This window comes from Brevundimonas subvibrioides ATCC 15264 (genome assembly GCF_000144605.1).
GTDB classification, from domain to species: domain Bacteria; phylum Pseudomonadota; class Alphaproteobacteria; order Caulobacterales; family Caulobacteraceae; genus Brevundimonas; species Brevundimonas subvibrioides.
In genome coordinates this window covers 2,941,677-2,967,069 of the sequence record NC_014375.1, presented here as the reverse complement: position 1 = coordinate 2,967,069, position 25,393 = coordinate 2,941,677, and the positions used below count along the sequence as shown (strand labels likewise).

General features: G+C 66.7%; 16 protein-coding genes. 5 read left to right on the top strand and 11 right to left on the bottom strand.

Annotated elements, in window-relative coordinates; genetic code table 11:
* Positions 1–475 precede the first annotated feature (475 nt).
* Both BRESU_RS16990 and BRESU_RS14560 read right to left on the bottom strand, forming a co-directional pair.
* Complete coding sequence (locus tag BRESU_RS16990) at positions 476–1,609, bottom strand: AlbA family DNA-binding domain-containing protein (RefSeq protein ID WP_013270328.1); 1,134 nt, start codon at positions 1,607–1,609, stop codon at positions 476–478.
* The gene (locus BRESU_RS14560) at positions 1,606–5,823 is read right to left on the bottom strand and encodes an NACHT domain-containing protein (protein ID WP_013270327.1); all 4,218 of its coding nucleotides are present in this window, start codon (positions 5,821–5,823) and stop codon (positions 1,606–1,608) included. The genes BRESU_RS16990 and BRESU_RS14560 overlap by 4 nt, the downstream gene beginning before the upstream one ends.
* A gap of 14 nt (positions 5,824–5,837) precedes the next feature.
* Here BRESU_RS14560 and BRESU_RS14555 point away from each other — a divergent pair, with 14 nt between their 5' ends.
* The gene (locus BRESU_RS14555) at positions 5,838–6,761 is read left to right on the top strand and encodes a hypothetical protein (RefSeq protein WP_218915391.1); all 924 of its coding nucleotides are present in this window, start codon (positions 5,838–5,840) and stop codon (positions 6,759–6,761) included.
* Positions 6,762–6,867: 106 nt separating this feature from the next.
* Here BRESU_RS14555 and BRESU_RS14550 read toward each other — a convergent pair whose 3' ends face one another.
* Positions 6,868–7,674 (bottom strand): hypothetical protein, encoded by an 807-nt coding sequence (locus BRESU_RS14550; RefSeq protein ID WP_013270326.1) that lies wholly within the window; start codon positions 7,672–7,674, stop codon positions 6,868–6,870.
* A 236-nt stretch (positions 7,675–7,910) separates the two neighbouring features.
* Entirely contained in the window at positions 7,911–8,048 is a 138-nt protein-coding gene (locus BRESU_RS17580) for a hypothetical protein (RefSeq protein WP_013270325.1), read from the bottom strand.
* A 297-nt stretch (positions 8,049–8,345) separates the two neighbouring features.
* Here BRESU_RS17580 and BRESU_RS14545 point away from each other — a divergent pair, with 297 nt between their 5' ends.
* Both BRESU_RS14545 and BRESU_RS17455 read left to right on the top strand, forming a co-directional pair.
* On the top strand, positions 8,346–8,906 hold the full coding sequence (locus BRESU_RS14545; RefSeq protein WP_013270324.1) for a hypothetical protein: 561 nt from the start codon (positions 8,346–8,348) through the stop codon (positions 8,904–8,906).
* A 196-nt stretch (positions 8,907–9,102) separates the two neighbouring features.
* Positions 9,103–9,261, top strand: a complete 159-nt coding sequence (locus BRESU_RS17455) for a hypothetical protein (protein ID WP_013270323.1) — start codon at positions 9,103–9,105, stop codon at positions 9,259–9,261.
* 75 nt (positions 9,262–9,336) lie between these two features.
* Here BRESU_RS17455 and BRESU_RS14540 read toward each other — a convergent pair whose 3' ends face one another.
* The gene (locus BRESU_RS14540) at positions 9,337–10,638 is read right to left on the bottom strand and encodes a hypothetical protein (RefSeq protein ID WP_013270322.1); all 1,302 of its coding nucleotides are present in this window, start codon (positions 10,636–10,638) and stop codon (positions 9,337–9,339) included.
* Positions 10,639–10,957: 319 nt separating this feature from the next.
* Between BRESU_RS14540 and BRESU_RS14535 the strand changes: the two genes are divergently transcribed.
* Positions 10,958–11,449 (top strand): plasmid mobilization relaxosome protein MobC, encoded by a 492-nt coding sequence (locus BRESU_RS14535; RefSeq protein ID WP_218915390.1) that lies wholly within the window; start codon positions 10,958–10,960, stop codon positions 11,447–11,449.
* Between the two features lie 941 nt (positions 11,450–12,390).
* On the opposite strand, the gene BRESU_RS14530 is transcribed toward BRESU_RS14535, so the two are convergent.
* The 6 genes from BRESU_RS14530 to BRESU_RS14505 all read right to left on the bottom strand — a co-directional run bounded on the left by BRESU_RS14530 (position 12,391) and on the right by BRESU_RS14505 (position 24,262).
* Entirely contained in the window at positions 12,391–13,437 is a 1,047-nt protein-coding gene (locus BRESU_RS14530) for an HNH endonuclease family protein (RefSeq protein ID WP_013270320.1), read from the bottom strand.
* On the bottom strand, positions 13,437–15,749 hold the full coding sequence (locus BRESU_RS17445) for an AAA family ATPase (protein WP_013270319.1): 2,313 nt from the start codon (positions 15,747–15,749) through the stop codon (positions 13,437–13,439). Before BRESU_RS17445 ends, BRESU_RS14530 begins: the two co-directional genes overlap by 1 nt.
* On the bottom strand, positions 15,749–17,224 hold the full coding sequence (locus BRESU_RS14520; RefSeq protein ID WP_013270318.1) for an alpha/beta hydrolase family protein: 1,476 nt from the start codon (positions 17,222–17,224) through the stop codon (positions 15,749–15,751). The genes BRESU_RS17445 and BRESU_RS14520 overlap by 1 nt, the downstream gene beginning before the upstream one ends.
* 987 nt (positions 17,225–18,211) lie before the next feature.
* Positions 18,212–20,608 carry a glucan 1,4-alpha-glucosidase gene (locus tag BRESU_RS14515; protein ID WP_013270317.1) on the bottom strand — a complete coding sequence of 799 codons (2,397 nt, stop codon included), beginning with the start codon at positions 20,606–20,608 and terminating at the stop codon, positions 18,212–18,214.
* Positions 20,609–20,678: 70 nt separating this feature from the next.
* On the bottom strand, positions 20,679–22,202 hold the full coding sequence (locus tag BRESU_RS14510; RefSeq protein WP_013270316.1) for an MFS transporter: 1,524 nt from the start codon (positions 22,200–22,202) through the stop codon (positions 20,679–20,681).
* A complete protein-coding gene (locus tag BRESU_RS14505; RefSeq protein WP_013270315.1) occupies positions 22,199–24,262 on the bottom strand; it encodes a glycoside hydrolase family 97 protein in 2,064 nt (687 codons plus the stop codon). Before BRESU_RS14505 ends, BRESU_RS14510 begins: the two co-directional genes overlap by 4 nt.
* A 77-nt stretch (positions 24,263–24,339) precedes the next feature.
* Here BRESU_RS14505 and BRESU_RS14500 point away from each other — a divergent pair, with 77 nt between their 5' ends.
* Complete coding sequence (locus BRESU_RS14500) at positions 24,340–25,392, top strand: LacI family DNA-binding transcriptional regulator (protein ID WP_174262863.1); 1,053 nt, start codon at positions 24,340–24,342, stop codon at positions 25,390–25,392.
* The last annotated feature ends 1 nt before the right edge of the window (position 25,393 follow it).

Sequence of the window (25,393 nt, the reverse complement as noted above, 5' to 3'; positions counted from 1 at the left end):
GGCGCTTTGACCTAAGCTCCCCTACAGGCCTAGCAGCGGATGCAAGTAAAGTCCGCTAAGAGTCAGGAGCCGACCTCTGTGTCCAGCCCGCGATCAGGTCTCCTTCTGACTCGAAGCGGCGGTTCGGAATGACTGCTTTTGGTACCGTCATTCTAGGTTCGAGTCCTAGTTCCCCAGCCACCGCCATCACTGGATCAGAGCGCTTTTCGCCAACTCCCAAGGTCGTGGGTTTTACAACGGTCTTTACGGTTGGCGTTCTGTTCTGGGTTTTCTGGAGCCTAGTGATCATACCCAAACCGATGGCGTCTCCCGTTACCTACCGGCGCGCAATTTCCTTCACGCGCTTGAAATCTCACCCCAGGACCGTCGCCACGTCGTCCATAGGCGGGCCTGCAAGGATATAGCTGGTCGCAGGCGTCCCGCGCAGGTCGTGGAAGAGAAGGCCTGCTAGGCCCGCTGTCGAATGCGGTCTGATCTAGGTTGGTCGGGGCAGGCCGAAGGCGAGCCAGAACGCGGACTTCAGCGGGTCGAGGGAGACCGTCCGCAGATCCTCGGCGAGGATCTCGCCGAGCCGGGCGTGGTCGCGCCACGTGCCTTCTGATGACTGGTGCGGACCCAGGATCAGATGGCTCCCCTCGATGCCGATCACAGTGGCTTGGATCAGGTACGGGCCCTCGATGCCAAGGTCCCGGAGCCGCAGCCCGCTGGACCTCACAGCATCGTCCAGACCGTCCTCGAAACGCTTTGGCCAGACGGCGAGGGCGGACATGTCGCCGGCGAAAATCTGATCGCGTCCGATCGTCCAGGCCACATCGACCCGACCCCGGCGGTGGGTCAGGGCGTAGGTCCGCACCGAATTTCGGTTGGAGTTTTCAGGCGAGCCGGCATTGAGGGGGGAATGGAGCAGGACGCCCTCGATCATATGGATCGCGTGGAGGCCATCCGTCGCCTTGACCGGCGCGACCGCGGTCTCGGGCGTCACCTCATAGTCGCTGGCTTCGCGAAGGAAGCTGAACGGAATGATCGAAATGACCGCCGTCGGGAATTCGTGAATCGGAAAGGGAAGGTTCCGGCCTTTGGCCGCCGCCTCGACGGCCAGATCATGCAGAGCTCTAAATTTCTCCGGCAGGGCGTCGCCGGCAATGAAGGCGAGCCGCAGGTCGTGGGTGTCCATCTGGTGCTTTCCGCGACTGTTGCGGGCGTAGAAGCGGTTGTGGCCGCCAAGGATGACCCGGTGAGGGGCGGCGGCGCTGACCGGGATCCGCAGGATCAGAATTCCTCGCCCTGACGGCAGTTTGACCCAGTGGGACCGAAGACCGGCGATACGGGGCTCCACCCCCGTCCGGATCTGACATTCCAAGGCGAGGATGAGACTGTCGCCGTCGCCTTCCAAACCCGTCAGGTCGGAGGCGACGCCTTCGGTCTCATCGAGTCCCAGCACCAGATCACCGCCACTGGTGTTGGCGAATGCGGTCACATCGGCAAGGAACTCCTTGCCGTCCTTCGGGATCTGTCGCTTGAACTCCAGCGTCCGGCTTTCGGACGTCGAGTTGTCGATCAGGCCCTGCAGGACCGTCGCGTCGATATCGTCGAGGCGGCCGGCGATCATGGGGTCGCGTCCGTCTTCGGTCGGCCTCGTGGGCCGGGCGTCCGGGGCGCCGCAGTCGTCGTTTTCGCCTCCTTGACAGTCATCGCCGCCCTGGTCGTCTTGACGGCCTTGGGCGGGGCGACCGCCTTTGGGGTGGCTCCAGGCGCATCCGAAGGCGTCTTCGCCTTCGGGGCCGCCTTCTTCTTTGGCGCCGTCCCGAGTTTGGCGGCGGCGCCCTTGGGCGACAGGTCCAGCACGACGACGTCGATCAGAGGCCTCAGCGCCACGGGCTGGTGTTTCACCAGTGCCTTGCGCAGCGCCTCGGCGCTGGTGATCGGATCGACGCCGGCCGGGCGTTTAGGCACGGCTCCGGCTGCGGCGCCGTACCAGAAGACGAGGAAGACGCCGTGGCCGCTGGAGCCCGCCGATTTCGCGTAATCGGCGACCTGGGTTTCGATGGCGGTGAACACTTCGTCGTTCATATGCCGCTTGGCCTCGACGGGGAGGGCGGCGTCGCCTTCGCCGATGACCAGAAGATCGGTCCTGCGGTCGTTGCGGCGCCGCGTCTCGGTCGGGGTGCGATGCGTCCTGATATCGAACCGGATCAACCGGTCGCGAAGCCGGTCGGTGAGCAGGTCCCGGCAGTCATTCTCGATCTTGGGCTTGCGGGACGCCAGGTCGGGATTGTTCCAGTAGCCCTTCCAGCCGGAGGTGTCCCCGTCGCGAATATCCTTGTCCAAATCCTCGAGGATCTCGCCGACGACCGCGCGCAGGTCCGCCGGCGTGGCGGGCGGTCCAGCGTTGATCGCCTCCGCCACGGCCCTCGGCGCGGGCGGCTTGAATGCGGCCCGCTGGCGCAGGACGAGCTGAAGGGCCACATGATGACGCAGGAGGTCGTGCCAGGCCGACAGGGCGGGCAGGGCGAGGAGACCGTCCAGCGCCTCGGCGGCCTCGGCGGTGGGCGACTGTGCGAGCGCCTGCACCGCCCGGGCGACCACTTGGCTCATGTCGTCGCGATTGCCGCGATCATTGTCGGTGGGTTTGTACAGCGGCCCGATCAACCGGGCGATCGCCGCATCACGGGCGATCGCCGAGGTCGTCATGCCGTCCAGGGCCTTGATCAGATGCCCGCGGTTCAACCGATCGAACAGGGCGTCGAAATTGCCGGCGGCGAGTTCGTCGGCGAAGCCAGCTTCGTGCGCCACCGGGTCGATCAGGAAGGCGACAAGCCGCCAGATCGAGCGCGCCTCTGGCGACAGACCTCTACGCTTGAGCGCGGCGTCCGCCAGGAGACTGATCTGCGGCCCCCGCGCCGTGGCGCCAAGCACGCCCAAGGCGCTGCGCAGGATTTCCGGCCTCGCGTTGGGCTCGGCCCTGAGGAAAGCCGCGATCGGGCCGAACCGTTTCGCCGTTCGCAGAGCGTCGAGGAAAGGAAGGTCCCGTACCCCGTTCCGGTTGGCCTTCTTCCAGTAGTCCAGGAGCGCGGCCTCGCCCGCGGGATTGTCCAGAAGCTGATCGAGCGCGGCGATCTGCACCCGGTCGCGGTTTTCGCCTTCCAGCCAGTAGTAGCCGCGCAGGGCGGCGAAGGCGGCGTCTAGGGACAGGGTGACGGGCGCGCGCCGGCTCAGTTGCAGGTCCAGCCAGACGGCGGCGATCACATTGGCCTGGAAATCCTTGTTCTTGCCCTCCTGCGCTGCCTGACGAAGCCAAGTGATCGGGAAACGGGTCGTCAGGTTGGCCCAGCCCTGGACGATGGCATTGGCGATCTCCTCACCAACCCATTGGATGAGCTGCGTCTCGCCCCGATCCTTGCCGGGGCTACGGTGGTAACCCTGGGCCGCGAAATGCAGGGCCTGGAAGGCCTGGCCGCTCTCGACCTTCGCCAGGTTGGCGGTGAACCACGCCAGGTCCTTCGCCGTCGCCTCGGCTTCCGCTTGGGCATTCTGTCTCGTCTTGGCGGCCTGCTCGGAACGCCAGTGGCTGGTCTCGCTGACGCTCAGCGACAGATGCAGACCGGCAAGGTCTGAGCGGGCGGCGGTCAGATGCCACAGCCGCCAGTAGCGCTCGCTGCCGGGGGCCCAGGGACCGACGAGATCAAAGACGATGCGCCCGATCGCCTCGGCGTCAGGCCCGGCCGGGGCCTTGTCCAGCCGGTCGAATGCCTCGTCGAAAACCTCGGCGGGTGGATCGAGTCCGACCATTCGGTGATAGTCGTAGTTGGGCCGCCAGCCCTGTCCGTGCGAGCGGGCGTACAGGGCCCAGAACAGGGCGGAGCCGTTGCCGGGGGCGCGGTCGATCCACTCGCGAACCGCGGCCCGGACGTGGTCATCCGTCTCGTCGTAGTCCCTCACGCTCGCATTCGCCGTCCAGCGCAGGATGTCCTGTGCCGTCGCCGAGGGTTTCGCCTTGATCGTTTTGGCGAGCACCCTCTGGATGATGTTGCCCGCCTCATAGGACCGGGAGTTCCCGACGTTCTTCTTCACCCCGACGGGTTTTTCGAACAGGTCCGGGATGGGTCGTTTTTCGAGTGCGTTTCCGAGGGGCCAGGCGTAGCCCATCACCCCGTCCCCGGTGGTCGAATACTCGGCCAGCATCCTGCGGACCTCGCCGGCCGTGGCCCCGTGACCGACCAACGGCGCCAAGGCGATGGGCGCGACCACCATGGCGGTCGCCGCCGGCTCGCCCTTCATGGCGGTCAGGATCTGGCGCAGCACCGGCAGGGGCTTGTCGACGCGGTCCTGGATCGCCTCGATCGCATGCCGGCGCAGCCAGGTTGGATTGGCCGGATCCGACGTGAAGGCGCGCAGGTCGGCGTCCAGTCCGGGCACGCGCCGCCCGCTGGTCAGGGCCTCGATCACCAGATTGCGGCGGTGAATGGTCTCGGTCTTGTCGTTGAGGATGACGCGAAGCCGCGCCTCGAGATCCACCCCGGCGAGACCCCCGACGGCCGTGGCGCCCTGAACCGACGACAGGAACCAGGGATCGCCCCGGCCGGTGGCGTCCAGAAGCGCTTCGCGATGCGGCGTCGGCAACATGGCGGCGTCGCCCTGGAACAGGATCGCCTCCGGATGCGCCTTGACCAGTTTGAGCGCGCGGGCCGCGTGGACGCCTTGCGACACTTCGGTGACGAACCAGGCGAAGGTGCCCAGAAGGGCCGGAGCCGGCTTGTTGTCGTCGCCGCACAGGAGGGCGTAGGCGCGGCGGAAGGGAAGCGCCGCGGGGCGGCCGTCGCGGCTCGAGGCGGCGGCCGCCAGCGCGCGTCCCGCCAGATATTCCGCGACCATCCGGTGCGTCGGCGTGAAGACATCGGCCTCGCCCCGGAACATCGGCGTATCGAGGGCGTCCCTCAGCGCCTGGGTGTCGACTCCGGCCGGGATCAGGTCGTCGCGTGTGACCAGATCGGGGCGGGTCGGGGCGGTGTTGCCCATCCAGATGTCGTCGCGCGCCGACAGCATCAGGACGAGGCAGGCCTTTTCGGCGGCCGCGATGATCGCTCCGGGCGTGGACCGGGCGGCGCGGTGCGGCGCATCCTCATTGACCTCATCGGCCATGGCCCGGGTGGCGTGGGCCAGAAGGGCGCCCCGGGATTCAATCGCCTGGGTGGTCGAGCTGAGGGTCTGGTAGAGCAGCTTGAGCGTCGCCGGATTCTCCATCAGCGACGCGGCGGCCAGGTCATTGACCCGTCGAAGAATCCTGTCGGGATCGGTTTCGTCCAGGCTCCTGAGGATCGCCTTCTGCTCGTCCTCCTCCAGCTGGCCGAGGTGGAAGATCTCGAACTCGCCCAGCGTTTTGCCGATATGCGACAGATCGGGCTTCGGCAGCGAGATGGACCGGCAGGTCAGACGCCATTGGTCATAGGGGCTGGCCTTGAGGGCGGCGGTGAGATCCTCCAGCCGGTCGCGGCCCGTCTCCCCGATCCGGTATTCCTCGACGGCGTCGATGAACACGACCTTGCCCTCGGGCCGCACGCCCCGGCTGACGAAATCCTTCGCGGTCACGACGGTCGTGCCCTGTGCGGCGGCGGCCAGGGCGAAGGCCGTGGACTTGCCGCTGCCCGGCTCGCCCAGCAGCACCAGACGCGCGTGCGTCGCCAGATCGCTCATGCGAACCGGCGCACCGGACGCCTTCAACGGATCCAGATCCTTCAGGACAAGCCGATCCAGATCGGCGGGCGCGGGGATGGAATACGGCAATCTACTGTCCAGCTTGTTCGACGCGACATTACAACTTCGCATGGTTATGGCGCGCCTTGGGGGCGCAGGAAGAGAGGATTTCCGGAGACGACGCCGGGACGGGCCGACAGGCCCGGTTCGAGCGCGGTCTGGTCAGGGCCGAGGACGTGGTCGCCGACCCTGCGTCCGAAGCGGACGCCCAAGAACGGGAAGAGACCGGCTCCGATGCCGCCAGCGGCGCCGAACCGGAGGAGGTCGAGACCCGGGCCCTGTCGGACCGGCTCGTCATCGACCTGACGGCCCACAAGACCATGGGGCTGCGCGATGCGGTGCAAGCCGATGTGACCATCGCCTTGGCCACGGTCGTTCACGCCCTCACCCTGCAGGTCTTCTATCCGGGCTGTGGCCAGTACACCCCCCTGCAGCTTCGCTTGAGCACCAGCGATCTGGAGCGGCTGGCGCCGGGGGTGTCGGACGGCCCGGCCGGGCGGCGCGTCACGGACCGGTGCGAGGCGTGGGGTGCGCGTCTGCCGGAACGGGCCGAGGCCCTCTGGGCGGTGGTGGAGGCCCTGCCGCCCTCGGAGCAACTGGACCTCATGGCCTGTTGCGCGGGCGTCGGCCTTTATGCCGTCCGCGACCCGCACGACCGAAGGCCCGACGCACGGGCGCAGGCCGAGACCTTGGCCACGGCGGTCGGGCTGGACATGACCGGCGCATGGACCGCGACCGCCGCCAGCTATTTCACGCGGGTGGCCAAGACGCGGGTGCTGGAGGCGGTGACAGAGGCCGTCAATGCGGAGGAGGCGGGCCGGATCGCCGGGTTGAAAAAGGGCGAGATGGCCGAGGCGGCGGAACGGCTGGTGGAGGGGACGGGCTGGCTGCCGTCGGTGCTGAGAACGGCGGCGGCGGGGACGGACGACGACGCGCCCGACCAACCGGAACACAGCCCGGATGACGTCCCGCAAACCGTTCCGGACGCTTACGCCTTCGCGGCGGAATAGCTGGAAGACACTGCGGAAACCTCGCCGCGCGCCCTTCGGGGGCGCGCGGCTTTCTTGTGCCTCCGAGACCTCTCACAGGTGTCGCGGATTTTGATCCGAAGCGAATTCAGGCCGCGTGGAGCCGGGGCCAAAGCGATCCGTAGCGACGGGGCTCCAGCTTGCGACGCCGCGCCTGGGCGCGCGCGCCATTGGGCCGGCACGCGATGTCCAGCTCGAGCAGATGCTTCTGGGACATGTTGAAGGTGACGTTCGGCCACTCCCAGCCGTCCCGATCGCGACCGGTCTTGTAGACGAAGCCCAGATGGATGGCGGCGACGATCAGGGGGCCGTTCGCCACATAGCCGGGGCCGAGGGCCTCACCGCCCGGATAGGCGCAAGGGAAGTTCTCCGCGATGTGCTTGAGCCGATAGGAGTCCGTGTCCGGCCGGATCGTCCGGGTGGCCGGAACGCGGGACAACAGGGCGATGGCCCGAAGAACCTGTTCGGCGACCCGAATGGATGTCAGCTCCTCGCGGTAGCGGAGGAACCGGTCGTAGTGCTGGTAAGGAGTCTCCCAGGCGCCGCCGCTCCCACGCTCAGGTCGGCCGCACCCCCAACCCCACAGGTGCAGGCGCTCGTCGCGATCCATGGCGCCGAGGGTGATCGCATGGGCGACCGCGCGCAGGATGACGGACGGCGGCGCGTTGAAGCCGTGATCCGCGAGATAGAGGCGGAAGGCCTCCGGATTTATCGGGCAGGGGCCGACGGCGCCGGCCGACAACCGGACCCGCAGCTCGGCGTTGGTGCTGAAGCCGAGGGCGCGGGCCAGCGCCTCGACGCGATGAGAGGATTTGATGTCGGGGGCCGTCAGGCGAAGTCCGGCCTTCAGCCGGTCCAGCGTCACAGGGTTCAGGCGGAGTGAAAGGTCGACCATGGCGTTTGCCTCGATGGGTGCGCAGGTCGCCGATTACACTGCGGCACACGAGGGAAAACGTGAGGCCGGGGACAGGACTTGAAGCAAGGAGACGTTTGACCCGGCGACAGGTCACAGGCGCCTAACCCGGATGCCATCTTGGGCTGAGTCGCGGATCAGTCCAGAGGCGTCTCGAGGCAGGCTGGTCCCACGCACCGCGCGCCCTTTCGGGGCGCGCGGCTTGGGCACGATCTGGGTCAGCCGGGCTGCATCAGATAGACGATCGCGACCACGGCCAGGACGACCACGACGGCGAGGCCGAGGCCGGTTGCCGAGAGACGCCAGCCGGGGCCTTCGAAGTCGAAGCGGTGTTTGTCGGGTTCGGTATCGCGCATTGAACGCATCCTTTTCAAATGCGTCCCGGTCCTGTCGCGTGATGCGCATAGGCAGCAGCAGGCAGAGCACCGGGACAGTTGAGTCCAGGCCGTTCCTGCCGGTCTGACGCCGGGTGCGAACGGATATCTCTCGGAACCCGTTACAGACGGGGGTTCCATTACCTGCCGCGGTAGTCACGCTCAGACATTCCGTTGCGGCGTCACCCGATGATTTCAAGGTGAGAGCGTTGCAGGCAGGATGCGCCCGTTGACGGCGGCCTGCAAGCTCGGCCGTATCGTTCCGGAGCCTGACGCCGCATGATCCACGAAAGCTCGCCCTGGAAGTCCGCGCTCCGGAGAGACGCCGACCTGATCGTGCGCTGGGCGACCCGGCCCCCGGGCGAACGTCGCGGCTTCCTGCTTGAACGGAAGCTCTTTCTGGCCGCCTACAGCCTGCGAAAGCTGTCGGACGATCACAAACTGTCCAGCGCCACCCTGTCCGCCCCGGTCCAGGTTCGCCTCGCGCCGCCGCTCAAGCCGCATTTCTCCGGCCTGATGCACGGGCTGGCCCGGCATTACGATCTCAACGCCCGGCAGACGCGAACCCTGACCTGGCGCCGGATTCTGAACATGATGATCCACAGCGCCGCCTTCGCCGAGGTGGTCGACGACGAGGGCCGCTGCACGGGCGTCCTCGTCACCTCCGACCGGGAGGCCGGGCGCGGTCTGGTCGAGGTCGATCTCGGGGATTTCGTCGCTCTGATGATGCAGGCGGCCGAGGACTATCCCAGCGTCGTCCGCCAAATATGGGACCCCGAGGGGGAGCGCTGGACGACGTGGGCGGGTCACGATGACACCGATCCCGCGTCTGGTCGCTGACCGGTCTCGGTCAGGCCGCTGTCGCCAATCTTGCAATGGGCGCAAGGCGCGCCAATATCGAGGTCACGCCCGGGGACGTCGGGCACCCATTCCTCATAGGAGGGCCGATCACCGACCTGCGTGCCTTCGTACTGACCTTCATTGTGACGGTCCTTCTCCGACAATACTTCAACGCCTTCGGAAGGGAGAACTGATCATGACCACACTGAAAATCTGGCTCAAAGACATGCTGCGCAACGTCCCGTCGAAACTGGCCGATCTCGGCCTCAACTTCGCAAGCTCGGTAATCGCAACCATCAACGGCCCCGGCAGACCCGCCGGGGCCGTTTCCCTATCTCAGGTGCGGGTGTCGTAGCCGTTCTCGGCCCGGTCGTCGCACTGGACAAAGGCGCGCTTCGACATCTCAGGGGCTTCTCACAGGGGCAGCGGGTCAGTCGTCCGGGTTCGGCGATCGGGGCTCGGGCCGGGGCTCGCTGACGATCAGATAGGCCATGCCGGAGAGGTCTCGCTTCCGGCAGCCGATCACATCCAGGAACAGCCGTTCGAAGATGGCGCGGGCCCGAACGAGTTCGACATAGACGGGCTTGATGTCCGACACCACGCGCCCGTGCACGATGTCGTTGCGCATCTTGATCATTTCTCCGAGCCCCTCGAGGAGGGTGCGATCTTCCGGATGCCAATTCGCGCGGTAGGCCTTCGCCATCCGCTCAAGCCGGTCCTGCAGGGACAGGGTCGCGGGCGCAACCAGCCCCCGCTTGATGCGTGACCTCAGATCCTTATCCAGGTCGATCGCGTCCACCGCCGCCTTCAGGGACCGGGCGATCGGCCGCCAGGCGGCCCGGCTCACGAGGTCCCGGCTCAGTCCGTTGATCTCCTCATAGGCGCAGACCAGTCTTTCCAGCGCCTCCATGACACTGGTCAGGGCGCTCTCGGTCACCGCGCCCTTGAAGGATTCCGCATACCCCCATGCGGCGCCGTGGAGCAGTTCGCGCTGTGGCTTCAGGGCGTGGAGAGCAGGGAGGACGCGCGCGAAGATCTGATCGACCGCGCCGTAGAAGGGCGGGGTGTCGTCGTCGGATCGAAGGCCGCGGGGCTCTACGGCGACGACATGCCAGGTCTGTTCCAGACCGCCTTCGCGCTCGTGCGACTCCATCAGCGGGGTGATCATCTGCCGATAGCGGAACGTCAGGAAGAGACGGAGGCTGAACCAGATGTCCTCGGCGAGCAGTCGGAAGGTCGCCGGGTCGGTCCCGGCGAGAGGCTCGATGTCGAGGCTTGGAATCTCGATGAGTTCGGTCTCGCGCGACACCCGCGGATCGTGGCGCGCATGACCCATGGTCGCGAACCGGAACTTGATCCCGAGCTTGGGGACCCTGCGCCAGTCGCCATAAGCGCTCAGTTCGTTGCGAAGGCTGAAACGGCGACGCATCGGGATCCAGCCGACGGGTCTTTGCAGAAACCAGTAGTGCGCCCGGGTCCCTTTCCAGCCGGGTCCCGAGATCATCTCCTTGATGTCGGATAGATCGATGTCGGCGAAGGTCTGGATGGAATCGAGCGCGATGTTCAGGCCGCTCGCCATCCCCTTGGATCGGACGAAGCCCCGCCCCGACGTCTGATAGTCGCCGCCCATGTCGGGCCATTGCGGATTGACGAACATGGACCATTGAACGGCGCGACCATCGTCGGCCCGGAACAGTTCGAACATGTTGTCCTGGGCGCCGAGGAGCGACATCCGGTTCCATTTCAGATGATGGGGATCCTGATGGAGGAGGGCCGAACAGGTGAGCGTTTCGCCGCTGTCAGACGACAGGACGATGGTCACCGGTTGCCCGTTTTCATGCCGCGTCATGAGGCGGTTGTAGCAGAGTCGCGCAGGTGGCGACCTCAGGGAAACCGCCCGGTTGGGGCGCCCTTCAGGGCGGCGGGCGAGCGGACGCAGGGCGGACGCCGAGGGGAGGGCGGGCAACCCCGTAGGCCTGCGGGGCGAAGGGGATGACGGTTTAGGGCAGGATAGGCTTTGCGACGTCAACGTCAGACAAAGCCGCCCGATCATGGATCGCATCACCGTCCGCCTTTCGCACGACCTGGCGCGCAAGTTCGACGCTTCGGCGGCGGCGCGTGGAGGACGGTCGCGTCTGCTGCGACGCCTCATCCAGGAGGCCGCACACGCCCACCTCCCGGACGCGGATGGAGGGGCGGTGGAGCGGCTGACGGGACGGCTGGCGCTCCGATTGGGCGATCGGGATCTTGCCCGTCTGGAGCAGGAAGCGGGTCGTCTGGGCGTATCTCGAACGCAGTGGGCGGTCCGGCTCATCCGCGGCCGGCTGACCGGCAGACCACAGCCGACTCCTCCGGAAGCGACCGCCCTGATCGAGATCCGCCGCGAACTCAGGCGGATCGGCGTCAACGTCAACAGATTGCTCGCGCCCTCAATGTCGCCGTCCTGGAAGGGCGCGTCCTGCAGGCGGAACTCACGCAGCTGGAGGCTTTCGCAGGCGAGATCCGTGACCAGGTCGCTGGCGTCGACGAGACCCTTCGACTGAACCGCGCCTATTGGGATGGGGGATGACCGACGATCGTCAGCCGTTCGGATTCGAAGAGGCCCTGCGTCCGCCCGTGGACGTGCGCCGCGCCCGGATTACGCGGCCCGTCTTGCGGCCTCCGGGTCCCACAGGCGATCGCGCCGCCTACGGCCAACTCGCGCGCCTGGTCCGCGGGGCGTCCGAGGTCATGGTCAAGGTGACGGGGCGGACCGGCAACCGGAGCGATCTGCGGATCCATCTCGACTATCTGACGGACGCCTGCCCCTTGAGGATGACATGGGCGAGCGGTGGAAGGGACGCGCCCCCGCCGACGCCCTGGCGGCCGAATGGGCGATGGAGGCCGACCTCACCCGACCCGGCGCAAGGACGCGCCCCTCACGCGATCCATCATTCTGAGCATGCCGGCCGGAACGCCGGCCCATGTGGTCGAGGATTCGGCGCGCGCCTTAGCCAAGGCCGCCTTCGGAGATCGTTTCGCCTGGGTCTTCGCGCTCCACGACGAGGGCCGGACCCGCACGTCCACCTCACGGTGCGAGCGCTGGGGGCGCGACGGCGAACGGCTGAATCCGCAAGGCCGATCTGGAGACATGGCGGCAGCTCTTCGCCCGAGCCTTGCGAGAGCGGGCGTGCAGGCCGAGGGGACACCCCGCCGGGTGCGGAACGTCCAGCGAAATCCGGACAGCTTGCGACGGATCAAGGCGACCGGGCGACCGGGGGAGGCTTTGCCCGGGGCCGGCTCCGGACCATGGGAAGAACGGCGCCTAAGCCGGGCGCTGAAGATCCAGCGCGCCCTGCTGGCCGAGGCCCTTCGTCTGCAGGGTTCAACGCGAAAAGAGGACCGGATCCTCGGCGACGCGGTCCAGCGCTACGTCGCCGAGCAGATTCGGACGACGCCGGCCCGGGATCCGCACAGGCCCGAACGTGGACGAAGTCGCTAGACGTCAGATGACGCCCGGCGCGAGTTCGCGACGGAAGTCGGCGATCCACGCCTTGGCCAGGCTGGTGAAGGGGGCCTCGTCGGCTCCGGCAAGCCGAACTTCTGACAAGGCCCGATGCGCCAGGGCGTTCGCCTGTTTTGCAAGAGCGGTCAGCTTCTGGTGTTTGACGGGATCGGCTTCACCCGTCGCGAGATCATCCAGATCGGCCTCCATGGTGAAGAGCTTCAGGATGAGTTCGCTCAGCAGCTCCAGGCGTCTCAGCAGCCGGGTCCGCTCTTGGACAAGGCCCAGGCGATTGAGGCCGTAGACTTGGATGGAGACCGAGCCGCGAGGGCTGAGATGGGCCGCGCGGGCGGCTTTCTCAATCGCCATCGCGTCTTTCGCGCCCTCGAAGGCGAAGGGCGGGAAGGACACCGCACTCCCGCCGGTCGGCAGAACCAGGCCCATGGGCGAGTGGCGATCGATATAGTGCTGAAGATGGTCTTCAGGCCTGTCGCTGGTCGGATCGATCAGCAGCGCCAGCTCGGCCTTGGTGGCGTCCTTCCGCTTAGTGCCCATCGGCTCGGTCGTCATTCGGACGCCGCCGGGCGCGAGCGGGAAGCTGGAGTGTTTGCCGGTCTGATAGTCCCGGCTGAAGCCGGTCGGCGAACTGTCCAGCACGGCGGTCACGCTCGCGAGGAGGGTCGGCGAATGCTGATAGCGGCGACGATTGCAATCGATGCAGCTCGGCAGCAAATTTTCCCAGTCCGCCGCGAGCCACCAGTAGCCGGTATGGATCTCGCCCTCCACTTCGCCCTTGGGGCGGAAATGCTCGATGTCGACGGGGGCCGTGATGTCGTAGCGGCTTTCGCAATAGGCGCATTTGCCGTGGAAGAGCCGTTCCATGGCGTGGCGGACATCGTCTTCTTTGTAGGCCCTGAAGGTGAACGTCGAGGGCGGGTTGGCGCTCGTGTACTTCTTCCTCGCGCGCGCCAGCTCTCTCTGACCGGCCTGCTTCGCTTCTGTCAGGCAGGCGGGCGCTGTTTGCTTTGAACGATCCACAAAGCGCACTAGAGGCCCTCGAGCGCTTTGATGATCGATTGCCGCGCCTTGTCGCGAAGTCCGCCGAGCGCATCAGCACGGGCCCGGCGCCGGGTTGCGAGATATTGCTCGACGGCCTCCTGGATGAGGCGCTCGACCTCGGTCGATCCCACCGGCATGGCGCGCGAGATGAGAAGGCGCATGTCTGCTCTCGCCTGCTTGAGTGCATCCCGATCGTCGTCCGAGAAGTCCGCCCCGGCCCGCTCGGCCGCAAGCAGATCCGCCGCCTTTGCGAACCGGGCCTCGATGTCTGGACCGTCTGTCGAGTACAGCTGGAAGAGATCCGAGGTCAGGATTTGCTCGACCGTCAAGGAGCCGACGTCCGGCAGATCTTCCAGCTGTTCGACCACGACGGGGAGACTGTCTGGCGCGCGGCTCTCGACGCGGCGGAACACCATGACCTCGCCGGCTCTCAACCCTCTCAAGCAGAGCGGATCATGGGTCGTCATGATGAAGGTGACGTTGGGAAGCGCTTCGCGAAGCGCGGTCACGATGCGCATTTTCCACCGGGGATGCAGGTGGGCCTCGATCTCGTCGATGAGGACAACCGCGCGGCTGAAGGCGAGAGAGGCGCTGAACCGGTCCCGTTGGCTCAGCAGGCCGCGCATCACGTCGCAGACCATGGCCAGCACCGAGCGGAAGCCGGAGGATACGGCCTTGAGGGGCGTATCCTGGACAAGGTCATCGCCGTTCTCGCGGCGATGCCGGACCCGGAGATAACAGGCTCCGCGCTTGACGACGATGACATCGCCTTCCTGATCAAAGCCGAAGATCACCTTCAGGACCCGGGAAACCTCCTCGAACTCCGGCTTCTTGTGGAGCGAGGCAAGCCATGCGTCGGGGTTCGGCAAGACGTAGCCGGCGTCGAACAGCGACCGGATTGGCGACGACCGCCGGATTTTCTTTTCGGCCGTGAGGTAGAGGCGAAAGGCGCCATAGGCGAAGACCGGGAGGCGGGAGATCCTGTCATCATCGAGGGTCGGCAGGTTCGGGCGAACCCCCATCGTCGTCCAGTAGCCGTTTTCGAACGTCACCCGGACCTCGCCTCGCCGGGCCGTCTCCGACGTGTCGGGGGACCCCATCAGACGGGGGTCGAGCATAAAGGCCTGGCTCTGGCCGGGCAGGTCGTTCCGCGTCCCTTCATCGACCAGAGACAGGGCGATCGCCTCAAGCAGGGTGCTCTTGCCGGCTGCGTTTTCGCCCAGGACGACGAGGGTCGAGCCCTGGCTTCCAACCTTGGTCCCATCGAGGCTGCGGGGAGGCGGGAGCCGGACTTCGATCTTCTCCAGCGCCTTGAAATTGTGGATCTGGAACAGGGTGGGCTGAGGCGCCTCGCCATGCACCAGAGACCGTTCGGGGACCTCCCGCTCTAGGAGCTGCTCGGGCCGCTCCATGAGATCGAACCAGGCCTGGTCGAACAGGAACTGAAACTCCGGGTTCGACAGCCAGGTCGCGTAATAGCGATCGATCCGGCTGATCGAGAGAACGGGCCGGCCTCCCGTCCCGCCGCCCAGCGTCCTAGCGATCTGGTATAGGAGCAGATACCACCCTCCGCCGAACTCCATGTCCTGGAATCTCATCGCGAACCGGGGGCCGCCATCGGTGGCACCCAACAGCTGGGCGCGGTAGCGATCGAAGGCCGCGCCCCGTCGCGCCTGGAGACCGGGCCTATCCAGGTCGTAATGCTGGATGGTCGCCTGTCCGCGCCCGGAGATGCCGAGCATCGCCCCGCCGGGTATTGCGGCGAGATGTTTGCGAAGATCGGTCCCCTCGCACGGATCGAGGAAAAGGGGGTGGTCGCTGATCTCCGTGATCCAGCTGCCGGTCGGCTGTGTGAAGTTCCGGTCGATTTCGCCCGGGGTGGGAAGGCGTCGACGCCTGCCGGTGACCGGGAAAATCGAAGGATCGCGGGGATGGCAGCCGCCGCAGATGGGGTAGATGTTCTCCCAGGCGTTGGCTAACCACGCATAATAGAGGTGAGCGCGATCCGCGTCCTGCGGCGGGGCTGCCTGGCTGGGTCCTGCCTCCTCGCTCGGCCGGAAGCGATAGGGACGGAGTTCATCCTCGGTCTCGCAGAAGGCGCAGCGCCCGCGGAAGAGGCGTGTGACCGCCGAGTGGAGTTCATTGTCCTCGACATAGACTGAGGACATGCGGAAGCTGCGTTGCGCAGCCACCGCCCGATCCAGCGAGAAGAGGTCGAACAGCGCGCGCCGTCCCGGCTCTGACCGTTCGTCAGACAGGCAGGCGGGCGCGGGATGGCTGGCTCTGTCGACGTGAAGCATCAGAGGGCCTTTTCGCGCCGGGCGTTGATCATTCTGGCGGTGTCGCCCGGGTCCCAAACCACGTCTTCGAGGGCGAGCCGCAGGTTCAGGGCCTTGCGAAGCGCGCCGATCCACTCCGGCGCAGGATCAGCTTCCGGGCTGAGCCAGTAGTCGTTGTGCCGGAACCGCGGCGCGGCGATGCGCAGTTTCACATCGCGCACGCCCGGTCCGAACAGCGGGGCGACGGCACCCGAGACGATGTCGCCGAACAGGATCAGCCGGCTGGGGAAATAGACGTTGGTCCAGACCGTCGAGGCGAAAGGCGCGGCATGGTGGGGGCCCCAGCGATTGCGCGCGACCTCATAGGAGAACCGGGGCGGCGTGGTCTGCTCGAAGAAGGGCGGGCAGGTCGCCAGTCCTCGCGCTCCCACCCTGAAGTCAAAACGCTCCCGATTGCGCGTGATCAGGATCTGCGCCTTGCTCAGCGGCGAGCCCAAGGTAACGAAGTCGGAGACCAGCCAAGGGGCCTTGCCGACCTGGGCGCCCTTCTTGAGGGTCGAGGCATAGGCGCGCTGGGCGTCCCGGAACGCGACGAAGAGGTCTGGGTCGGTGTGGGCGTCTACGAGCTTCGCCGCCGCCTTTTCCAGAGCGCGCAGGGCCTTTGCCGCCGGGCCTCCGGCCGGATGGGCCTCGGCCCAGGTCTCGCGCGCGACACGCTCATAGGCGGCGGTAAGGACATCCAGGCCAATCGCCGAGCCGAGGCTGTGTCCGACCAGGACGATGCGATCATATTTGCCGGACTGGGCCAGGCGTTCGAGCACCTCGACCCCGGCGCGCCGGATGGCGTTCCGCGCCTCCACATTGGGCGGGTCCGGGCTGAAATAGCGGGCGGCGTCGCCGGCGACCGGGGCGAGCCACCGGGTCGCCAGAAGGCTCAGCACGAGGGACCCGAGGGACAGACTGATCGGCAGGCGCCTGGAGACGAAGCCATCGGTGAGTTCCGACGGGAGCGCGGCCAGTCCCATCAGCAGGGCGGCGGCGATAAGCAGGACAAGGCCGACCAGCCAGACCCGCCGAAGCCCTCTGGGAACGCTGGACGGGGGGCGAATGAACAGCGCGCGCAGCCAGGACAGGGTGCCCTGGACCGTGTTGCCCTGCATCAGATGGGCCCAGTAGAATTCGAAGAAGTCGACCCTTTTCGGATCCGGATCGCTCCAGTAGCGGGTGGTCACCCGACGCAGGTCGAAATTGTCGTTGATCACATCGGGCTTGGCGTAGACCGCATTGTCATAGGCCGGTGTCAGGGTGCGGTCCGTGCGCCACGCCGCCTCCACAAAGCTCCACAAGGTCGCCATCGGACGTTGTTCGCCCATGCCGTGAATGAGGACGACCGCCGTCTTGAGCTTTGATGCGGTTAGGGTCGGGACTTCGGAGGTCCGTTTGCGGCCCGGATTCGACTTCGGTGCCGTCACGGCGGGCTTGGGATTTCGTGCCATGGCGCTCCCCCCAGAGCTGGCGTCGGCGGTGCCCGAGGGCACAACTTCAGATGTAGTTTTTCTCGGCGAGGAGATTTGACGAACAACGTGTGATCGTCAACGACCTCGTTCATCCTCCCGACGAGCGGAGGGTTCTTTTCGATCACGGCTGGCGAGGCACATACCTTGGGATTGAGACGCGCCTAAGCGGTCGGGTCGGGAACGATAGTGCGGATCACGACCGTCGCTTCTCGCAGGCGGGTCGCGAGGGTTCGTGGTTGAGCGTCGGCGCTCCTGGCGGCGTGTATTGCTGGATGAGAACAGCCAAGCCGTGGTCGAAGACTTCGAATCCTAAACCGGGTTGGAAAGGATGGTGCTGCGTTTGGCTCAGGGTGAGGCGGATCGATGTCGTGCCTTGTTTGTCGGCCCTAACGGTCCCGCGACCTGCATCACTGACGCCCGCGATTTTCGCAGAACAGACCGGTGGTACCCTGCCGACCCCTGACCAACGCCCGGTGACTGCGCCATCGCGAACTGGTCGGTACCTAGCTCCGCTAAGAGTCGGCTGCGCACCTCGAGTGCATCGGAACGCCTGCTTCTTGACGGCGCATCAATGTCCGCAGCTGGCGCTTAGCGGACCTTTCCATCACGCGGGAACGTCCACGGTCCCGGATATACTATGTTGACCAGTGCGAGCTCCCGCACCCAAATCAACGAAAAGCCCCGTCGGTCAAAACCACGGGGCTTTTTGCTGTCCAGGGCCGATCTCACTGGTCCGATGCCTTGAGGGGTGAACGAGCCCCTGCTCGCCGGGTGGCTTCAGGACATCAGTCCCTGCAAAATCCGGCCGCGAGTTCGTTCCGTCGCGACGACGAGAGCGACTGTGGCGACCGACACCACCGGCCGCCACGGCATCGTCTGATGAACGACCGTGCACAGAGCCTGATGCTGCCACCCTCCTGCTGTCGCCTCCCAAGAAGGACCGAGCTGTTCGCTCGGGGCGGTCGCCTATCGGGCGTACCGCGTCGCCACCGGGGCATAGCGGTCCCAGATAGCGCGATCGGCCAGCGATCGCAGCAGCTTCAGATACTCCGCGTGGGTCCAGGCGAGGGGGGTCGCCGAGTCCGTCCCCTTGCCGATCGCGTAGTCGGCCGGCGTGCGACCCACACCATCCCAGACCTGTTCGGGCAGGAGAAGGCCGTCGTTGGCGAAGCTTTCCATGCCGCGCACATAGGTCTGGCGGATGCGGTCGATGGCGTCGGGATCCGGCGTACCGTCTTCCAGCAGGCGGGCCAGCTCATAGGTGCCGCGCTCGCCGGTGAAGATCGGCCAGACCCGGCCGCGCTGACCCGGGGTCATGCCGCCCACCCCATAGTTCCCGGAGGTGTCGGTATTCTCGCCGTAGCCGTCGTTGCCGTACCGACGCCAGCCCGACGAGCCATTCAGATCGTAGCGCACGCGCAGACGATCCTCCCGGGTCTGGTCGTCGTATTCAGGCAAGGTCTCCGTGATGGAGGGCGCGTCGGCCGCCCGCACGCCATAGCGAACCAGCTCCAGGAAGCCGCCGTCTACGATCCGGTCCTCCGGCAGGGCGGGCTGGCCGTTGTTCTCGCCGAGAGGCGCGCGGTCGTTCGGGTCTTCGTTGCGGCTCAGGCGCAGGAAATAGTCGCCGTCACCGAGCGACCCCTCCGTCGTGAACATCCGTGCCTCGACCTTGCCGGCATAGTCGTCGGCGGTCGCCTGATAGCGGTCGGCGGAGGCGACGTCCCCGGAGGCCCGCGCGATCTCCGCTGCCACCGTCAGTCCGGTGATGACAGCAGCCGTCGTCGACGGTGAGTAGCCTTCCTGTTCCTCCCAGCGCTCCTGCTGGGACCAGGGCGGGGTGATCGTCCGGTCGTTCCAGTCCAGACCGATGGTGCCACCGTCGACCAGGAAGTCGGCGGCCGGCTTGATCATGGCGGCATACATGCGCGCCATCTCGGCGTCGGACACCTCGCCCGCCTTCCACAGCTTCCAGCCCAGCATGATCGGCATGGCCGTCTGGTCCAGTTGGACCCCGACCCATTCGATCTGGCCGTCGACGTGGGTCTTCTGCAGGAACCAGCCGGTGGCCCCCGTATTGCCGGGTGTCCCCGCGTCGACCTGCACCTGTGGCAGGTAGCGGAAGGCCGCCAGAGGCGTCTGCCGGTCTCCCAGCGCCATCAGGGCCATGGCCACCTGATAGAAGTCACGCGGCCAGACGGCCTTGTAGCCGGTCGAGGCCTGGGTCGCGTCGACCGTTTCGCCCCAGGGATTGGAGAGGGACGCGATCAGGGCTCCGGCGTGGGTGCGATCTTCCTGGACCTTCAGCATCAGTGCCGAGGCATAGGCCAGCTTGCCACCATCGGTCCCGACCTCGGCCATGCGGGGCAGTTCGGTCAGGGAGCCGATCCAGTCCTCCCAGCCGACATGATCGCCCTCGCCGTTGAAGCGGGCGAGAAGGTCGCCGACGGTCTCGCCCGACGATCCGGAACCCCTCACCGAGGCGAGGGCGGCCTCACGGCTGTCGCCAAAGCCGATGTAGATGGCCTGGGCCGAGGCGAGTCCCTCGGGGATCGTCTGCATGGCACCGGTCAACACCACCGATCCCGGCGTGCCGCCCGATGACGCGTAGAGATTGGTCAGACGGCCGTTGGCCTGCAGGTCCATCAGTCCATCCGATGCCCCCAGAAATCCGGCGCTGGCCGCTTCGAAGGGCTGGCTGGGCATGAGGGCCAGGTGCACGTTGCCCTCGTGGGCGAACAATACATCGTTGGTGGCCTCGGCGATGTCGCCGCCCCCCGTGTTGGCCATGTGGGGCTCCAGCACGAGATACGGCGTCACCGGGCCCTTAAGGGCATGGATCACGACCGACACGACCAGGGTGTTCCGGTCGGGATCGGTGAAGATGGTCTTTGCGATTTCGTAGCGGCCCGCCTTGTCGGTCGTGATCACCCGGTAAGCCGGCGACAGGGGACGGCCCCCGGCATCGACATACTGGTATTCGGTGCGCGACGTCGTGTCGGTTCCTTCCACGGACAGGCCCGTCTCCGTCATGACGGCGAACCGCATCTGCTTGATCTGGGCCTCGTGGATCAGGCCGTACATGGTCTCGGTGAGAACGCCGTCGGCGATCGAGAACCAGACCTTTGACACCGCGCCTGTCGGGCCACCGTCCCGGTAATGGCCGTCAACATAGGCTTCGTACGAGGCCCCGACGCCGGTCTTGGCGGCGCTCGACCAGGTCGTGGCGGCACCGGGGGCCCCGGGGGCGATGGGCTCGGACGCGGGCAGCACAGCCGGGTCGGTAACCGGCGTCATCGAGGCGCAGGCCATCGACGGCAGCAAGGCGGTGCCGAGCATCAGGGCGCGGGTCAGTTTACGCATGGTCTTACTCTCGGTCAGGCGGACGGGAGGGGGAAGGCGACGGGTGGACAGAGGCGGCGGCGATACGGTGTCATGCGGCCCCGGGGTCCTTGACGAACAGGGCGCAGACCGCGGCGACGAAGAACGATACCCCGCCGATCACCAGCGCCCAGATGGCCTCGCCTGCGAACAGATGCTTCAGGACCAGCCCCAGGATGGTGGCCGCCAGCAGCTGTGGCATGACGATGAAGATGTTGAAGATGCCCATGTAGACGCCCATCTTCCGGCCCGGCACCGAGCCCGACAGGATGGCGTAGGGCATCGACAGGATCGAGGCCCAGGCGAAGCCGACCCCGATCATGGGGAGCCACAACAGAGCCGGATCACGGACCACGGCGATGCCGATCAGGCCGAGCCCGCCCAGCACGAGGTTGATGGCGTGGGCCCCCTTGCGTCCGGTCTTTTGGGCCAGAACCGGAATGACAAGGGCCGCCAGCGCCGCGACCCCGTTATAGACCCCGAACAGCACGCCCACCCAGTCGGCCCCGGTGTTGTAGGCGGCCGATGTCGTGTCCGTCGTTCCATAGTGCACCGCGGTGACCGCGGCGGTCGTGTAGATCCACATGGCGAACAGGGCGAACCAGCTGAAGAATTGCACGACCGCCAAGCTGCGCATCGTGTCCGGCATGCGGAAGATGTCGTCGACGATCTCGGTGAGACCGTTCGAGGTCCGGGCCGCATGCATCGCGCCGACGACCATCTGCAGCGCGCCGAAGGCCGCGATCCCGCCGGACAGAAGATAGAGCTCCTTTTCCAGTCCGGTCGCCGCCACACCGATGAAGCCCGCGACACCGAGGACCGTCCAGACGAGGCCACCGGCGACATAGGCGCGCGTGGGTCTTGCAGGAGCCGGTTCGCCGTCCGGCGTCCGGCCGGGCAAGGCGCGGTGGGCGTCGAAGGCGGCCATCTGCTCGGGGCTGTATTCCCGCGTCGAGAACACCGTCCAGAGCACCGCCGTCAGCAGGCACCCGGCCCCGATGTAGTAGGCCAGCCGGACGCTGTCGGGCGTGACGCCCGCGGGCGCGGTGGATTCGACCCCGAGGTTCGACAGGATCCACGGCAGGCAGGACGCGAACACGGCGCCGGTGCCGATGAAGAAGCTCTGCATCGCATAGCCGGCGGTGCGCTGCTCGTCAGGGAGCAGGTCGCCGACGAAGGCGCGGAACGGCTCCATCGTGATGTTGATCGAGGCGTCCATGATCCACAGCGTCGCCGCCGCGAACCACAGGCTCGGGCTGTTCGGCATGGCCACGAGTGCCAGCGACGTCAGAACCGCCCCGACCAGGAAATAGGGTCGCCGTCGACCCAGCGGGCTCCAGGTCTTGTCGCTGAAGTGGCCGATGATCGGCTGGACCAGCAGGCCGGTCAGGGGGGCGGCGATCCACAGGATGGCGAGGGAGTCGACCTCGGCCCCTAGGGTCTGGAAGATGCGGCTCGTATTGGCATTCTGAAGTCCGAAGCCGATCTGGATGCCGAAGAAACCGACGCACATGTTCATGATGGCCAGGGCGTTCAGCCTTGGCCGGATGGTCAGGATCCCTGGAATGGCGATCATCGGCGCGCGCCTCGACCGAGCGGCACGAAGCGGATGGCCTGGCCGCCGCCGGGCGCGAGGCGCAGCGTCAGCGTATCGGCCGCAGTCACGTCCTGCTGCTCGATGACGATATCGGTCCGGCTCATGCCGTCGCCGTCCCGCCAGGAGGCGCTCGGGCCGTCGCGGTAGATCTCGGCGCGATAGCGCACGCCGGGCTCCAGGAAGGTCAGGGCGGCGGTCAGGACACGGGGGTTCTCGTCGGTGATCGAGCCCAGGAACCATTCCCGCCCGCCGCGTTCCTTGCGGACGATGGTGACATAGTCGCCGACTTCGCCGTTCAGGACGCGGGTCTCGTCCCAGTCGACCGCGACGTCCTTGATGAACTGGAAGGGACCGGGATTGGCTTCATAGGTCTCCGGCAGGTCGGCCGCCATCTGGATGGGGCTGTAGAGGGTGACATACAGCGCCAGTTGCTTGGCCCAGGTCGTGGCGACCCCGTCCGGGCTTCTCGTCGCCATGACGAAGATGCCGGGTGTGAAATCCATCGGCCCGGCCAGCAGGCGGGTGAAGACCAGGTTGACCTCATGCTCCGGCGGATTGCCGGGCTGGCCCCAGGCATTGAACTCCATGCCGCGGGCGCCTTCGCGGCTGACCCAGTTGGGATAAGTCCGGCGCAGACCCGTGTCCTTGATCGGCTCGTGTGCGTTGATCGCCACCTGGTGGGCGGCAGCCGCTTCCACCACGGCAAGGTGGTGACGAGCCATGGCCTGACTCTCGTGCCAGGCGAAGGTCGCCCGTCCGTCCGGTCCCCGGACCTGGGCCCCGCCCGCATCGGCCACATAGCCCGTCTTGACCGTGGTGATGCCCAGGCGCTGGTCCAGGGCGAAAGCGGCCTCCATCTGTTGCTCATAGTGGAAGGCGTTGCCGCCGGTCTCGTGGTGACCGATCAATTGGACTCCCCGCTCGCGGCCATAGGCGGCCAGGCCCTCCAGATCGAAGTCGGGATAGGGCTGGGTGAAGGAGTAGTCCGATCCATTGCCGAACCAGTCGCCGTCCCAGCCGATGTTCCAGCCCTCGACCAGGACGCCACCGAAACCGTTCTCTGCGGCGAAGTCGATGTAGCGGCGCGTGTTCGCTGTGGTTGCGCCGTGCCGCGGACCGGACGCCCAGGTCGCCGTGTCGAGGTGCATTTCCCACCAGATGCCGATGTATTTCATGGGCTTGAACCAGCTGACGTCGCCGATCGCATTGGGCTCGTTCAGGTTCAGGATCAGGCTGGATTCGACAAGGCCGCCAGCCGTGTCCGAAATCTGGATCGTGCGCCACGGGGTGGGGAAGGGGGCCGTCCGCGCCACGGCCGCATTGGTGAAGCCCGGCGTCAGGTCGGCGACGAAGCGTCGGCCCTCGGCCCGACGCAGGTTCATGCCCGCGTAGTCCACCAGCGCCGCCTCGTGGATCGAGATGTGCAGGCCCGAGTCGAGCTTCATCGTCAGGGGCGTCTGGGTGCCGGACGCCTCACCGATCGATGTGCGGTGATAGAGGTATTCCTCGCGGTTCCACTCGTGCGAGGGGATCCACCAGGCCTGGCCGTCCTCGGCGATGTTGAACTCGGTCAGTTCGGAGCCGATGTTCAGGACCGGCAGGGCCGCCTGCTCGGGAAATTCGTAGCGAAAGCCCAGGCCGTCGTCATAGACGCGGAAGACGACGTCGAAACTGCGCGCAAGCGCGGTCCGCTCGCGCAGATGGACCCGGAGTTCGCGATAGCGGTTCCGGACGAACCGGCGCTCGCCCCAGGGCTGCTCCCAGGTGTCGTCATGGTCGGTCGCCGCCTCGGCCGTCACGACCAGATTGCGCTCCAGCTTGGGGGCATCGGTCAGGATGAAACCCAGCCGCGAGGGCGCGATGACCGGCTGTCCGGACCGCGAGACCGCATAGCTCGCGCGGCCGTCGCCGTCGGTCGTGACCCGGACCGACAGGGTCCCGTCCGGCGAGGAAACCCCGACCGCCGCGGGCGCTGCGGTCTGGGCGGCTGCGGGCGTGCACAGGGCGATCACGGCCAGGATAAGTAGCGGAATACGCATGGGCTTCACTCCGGTGCAGCTTCGAAAAGCGAAGCGCTTGCCAAACGTCGTCTGCGGGGTGCAGATGCGGCGATGACGTGGTTTGCAGCAAATTTTGCAGAGATGGCGGGGGCCATTTGACGAAACGATCCACCCGACTGGAAGACATCGCCGCCCTGGCCGGCGTTTCCATCGCCACAGCGTCCCGTGCCCTGAACGACAGCCCGGCGGTCAACACGCGCACCAAGCAGAAGATCTGGAAGCTGGCGCGCGAGCACGACTATCCCTTCAGACGGCATATGCCTGCGGCTCCGATCGGCGCATCGGGCACGATCGCCCTGGTGACGCCGCGACCGCAAGGGCGCGAAGGTCGCTTGAGCGACCCGTTCTTCCTGGAACTGCTGGCCGGCGTCGGCGAGGCGGCCCGTGAACGCGGCTGCGATCTGGTGATGAGCCACGTCTCGCCGGCCAATCTGCACGACCTCAGCATCGCCATGACGACGAGCCGGGCGGACGGCGTGATCTTCCTGGGGCAATCGACCCTGCATGCCGCCTTCAACCGGATCGCCGAAACCGAGGGACGGTTCGTCGTCTGGGGCGCTGAACTGCCGGACCAGAACTACTGCTCGATCGGCTCGGACAACGTCAACGGCGGACGAAGAGCCACGGCGCATCTGGCCCGACTGGGGCGCAAGCGGATCGTCTACCTCGGTGACCTGGAGCCGCCCGAGGCCCTCCAGCGCCAGCGGGGCTACCAGGACGCGCTCGAGACCGCCGGGCTGACCCTCGATCCCGACCTGATCGTCCCGGCCCATTTCGAGGTCGAGAGCGCCGAGGCTGCGGTCGATTCCATGCTGCGCCGGGGTCTGGATTTCGACGGCATCGTCGCCGCCTCCGACCTCATCGCGCTGGGGGCCGTCCGCGCGCTGTTGCACGCCGGCAAGTCGGTGCCCGGAGACGTCTCGGTGATCGGCTTCGATAACGTTCCGTTCAGCCGCTACAGCCGGCCGGCCCTGTCGACTATCGCGCAGGACACGATGAAGGCGGGACGTCTGATGATCTCCAAGCTGCTGGACCACGCCGGGGAGGGCGGTGGGCGATCCGAGCGGATCCCCACGGACCTTATCGTGCGCGAGACCTGCGGCGGCTGAC

What these genes read in the sequence shown, in the direction of transcription:
- BRESU_RS16990 (WP_013270328.1), bottom strand. Translation starts at nt 1,609, where the DNA reads ATGATCGCCGGCCGCCTCGACGATATCGACGCGACGGTCCTGCAGGGC.
- BRESU_RS14560 (WP_013270327.1), bottom strand. Translation starts at nt 5,823, where the DNA reads ATGCGAAGTTGTAATGTCGCGTCGAACAAGCTGGACAGTAGATTGCCG.
- BRESU_RS14550 (WP_013270326.1), bottom strand. Translation starts at nt 7,674, where the DNA reads ATGGTCGACCTTTCACTCCGCCTGAACCCTGTGACGCTGGACCGGCTG.
- BRESU_RS17580 (WP_013270325.1), bottom strand. Translation starts at nt 8,048, where the DNA reads ATGCGCGATACCGAACCCGACAAACACCGCTTCGACTTCGAAGGCCCC.
- BRESU_RS14545 (WP_013270324.1), top strand. Translation starts at nt 8,346, where the DNA reads ATGATCCACGAAAGCTCGCCCTGGAAGTCCGCGCTCCGGAGAGACGCC.
- BRESU_RS17455 (WP_013270323.1), top strand. Translation starts at nt 9,103, where the DNA reads ATGACCACACTGAAAATCTGGCTCAAAGACATGCTGCGCAACGTCCCG.
- BRESU_RS14540 (WP_013270322.1), bottom strand. Translation starts at nt 10,638, where the DNA reads ATGTCGCTCCTCGGCGCCCAGGACAACATGTTCGAACTGTTCCGGGCC.
- BRESU_RS14535 (WP_218915390.1), top strand. Translation starts at nt 10,958, where the DNA reads ATGGATCGCATCACCGTCCGCCTTTCGCACGACCTGGCGCGCAAGTTC.
- BRESU_RS17445 (WP_013270319.1), bottom strand. Translation starts at nt 15,749, where the DNA reads ATGCTTCACGTCGACAGAGCCAGCCATCCCGCGCCCGCCTGCCTGTCT.
- BRESU_RS14520 (WP_013270318.1), bottom strand. Translation starts at nt 17,224, where the DNA reads ATGGCACGAAATCCCAAGCCCGCCGTGACGGCACCGAAGTCGAATCCG.
- BRESU_RS14515 (WP_013270317.1), bottom strand. Translation starts at nt 20,608, where the DNA reads ATGCGTAAACTGACCCGCGCCCTGATGCTCGGCACCGCCTTGCTGCCG.
- BRESU_RS14510 (WP_013270316.1), bottom strand. Translation starts at nt 22,202, where the DNA reads ATGATCGCCATTCCAGGGATCCTGACCATCCGGCCAAGGCTGAACGCC.
- BRESU_RS14505 (WP_013270315.1), bottom strand. Translation starts at nt 24,262, where the DNA reads ATGCGTATTCCGCTACTTATCCTGGCCGTGATCGCCCTGTGCACGCCC.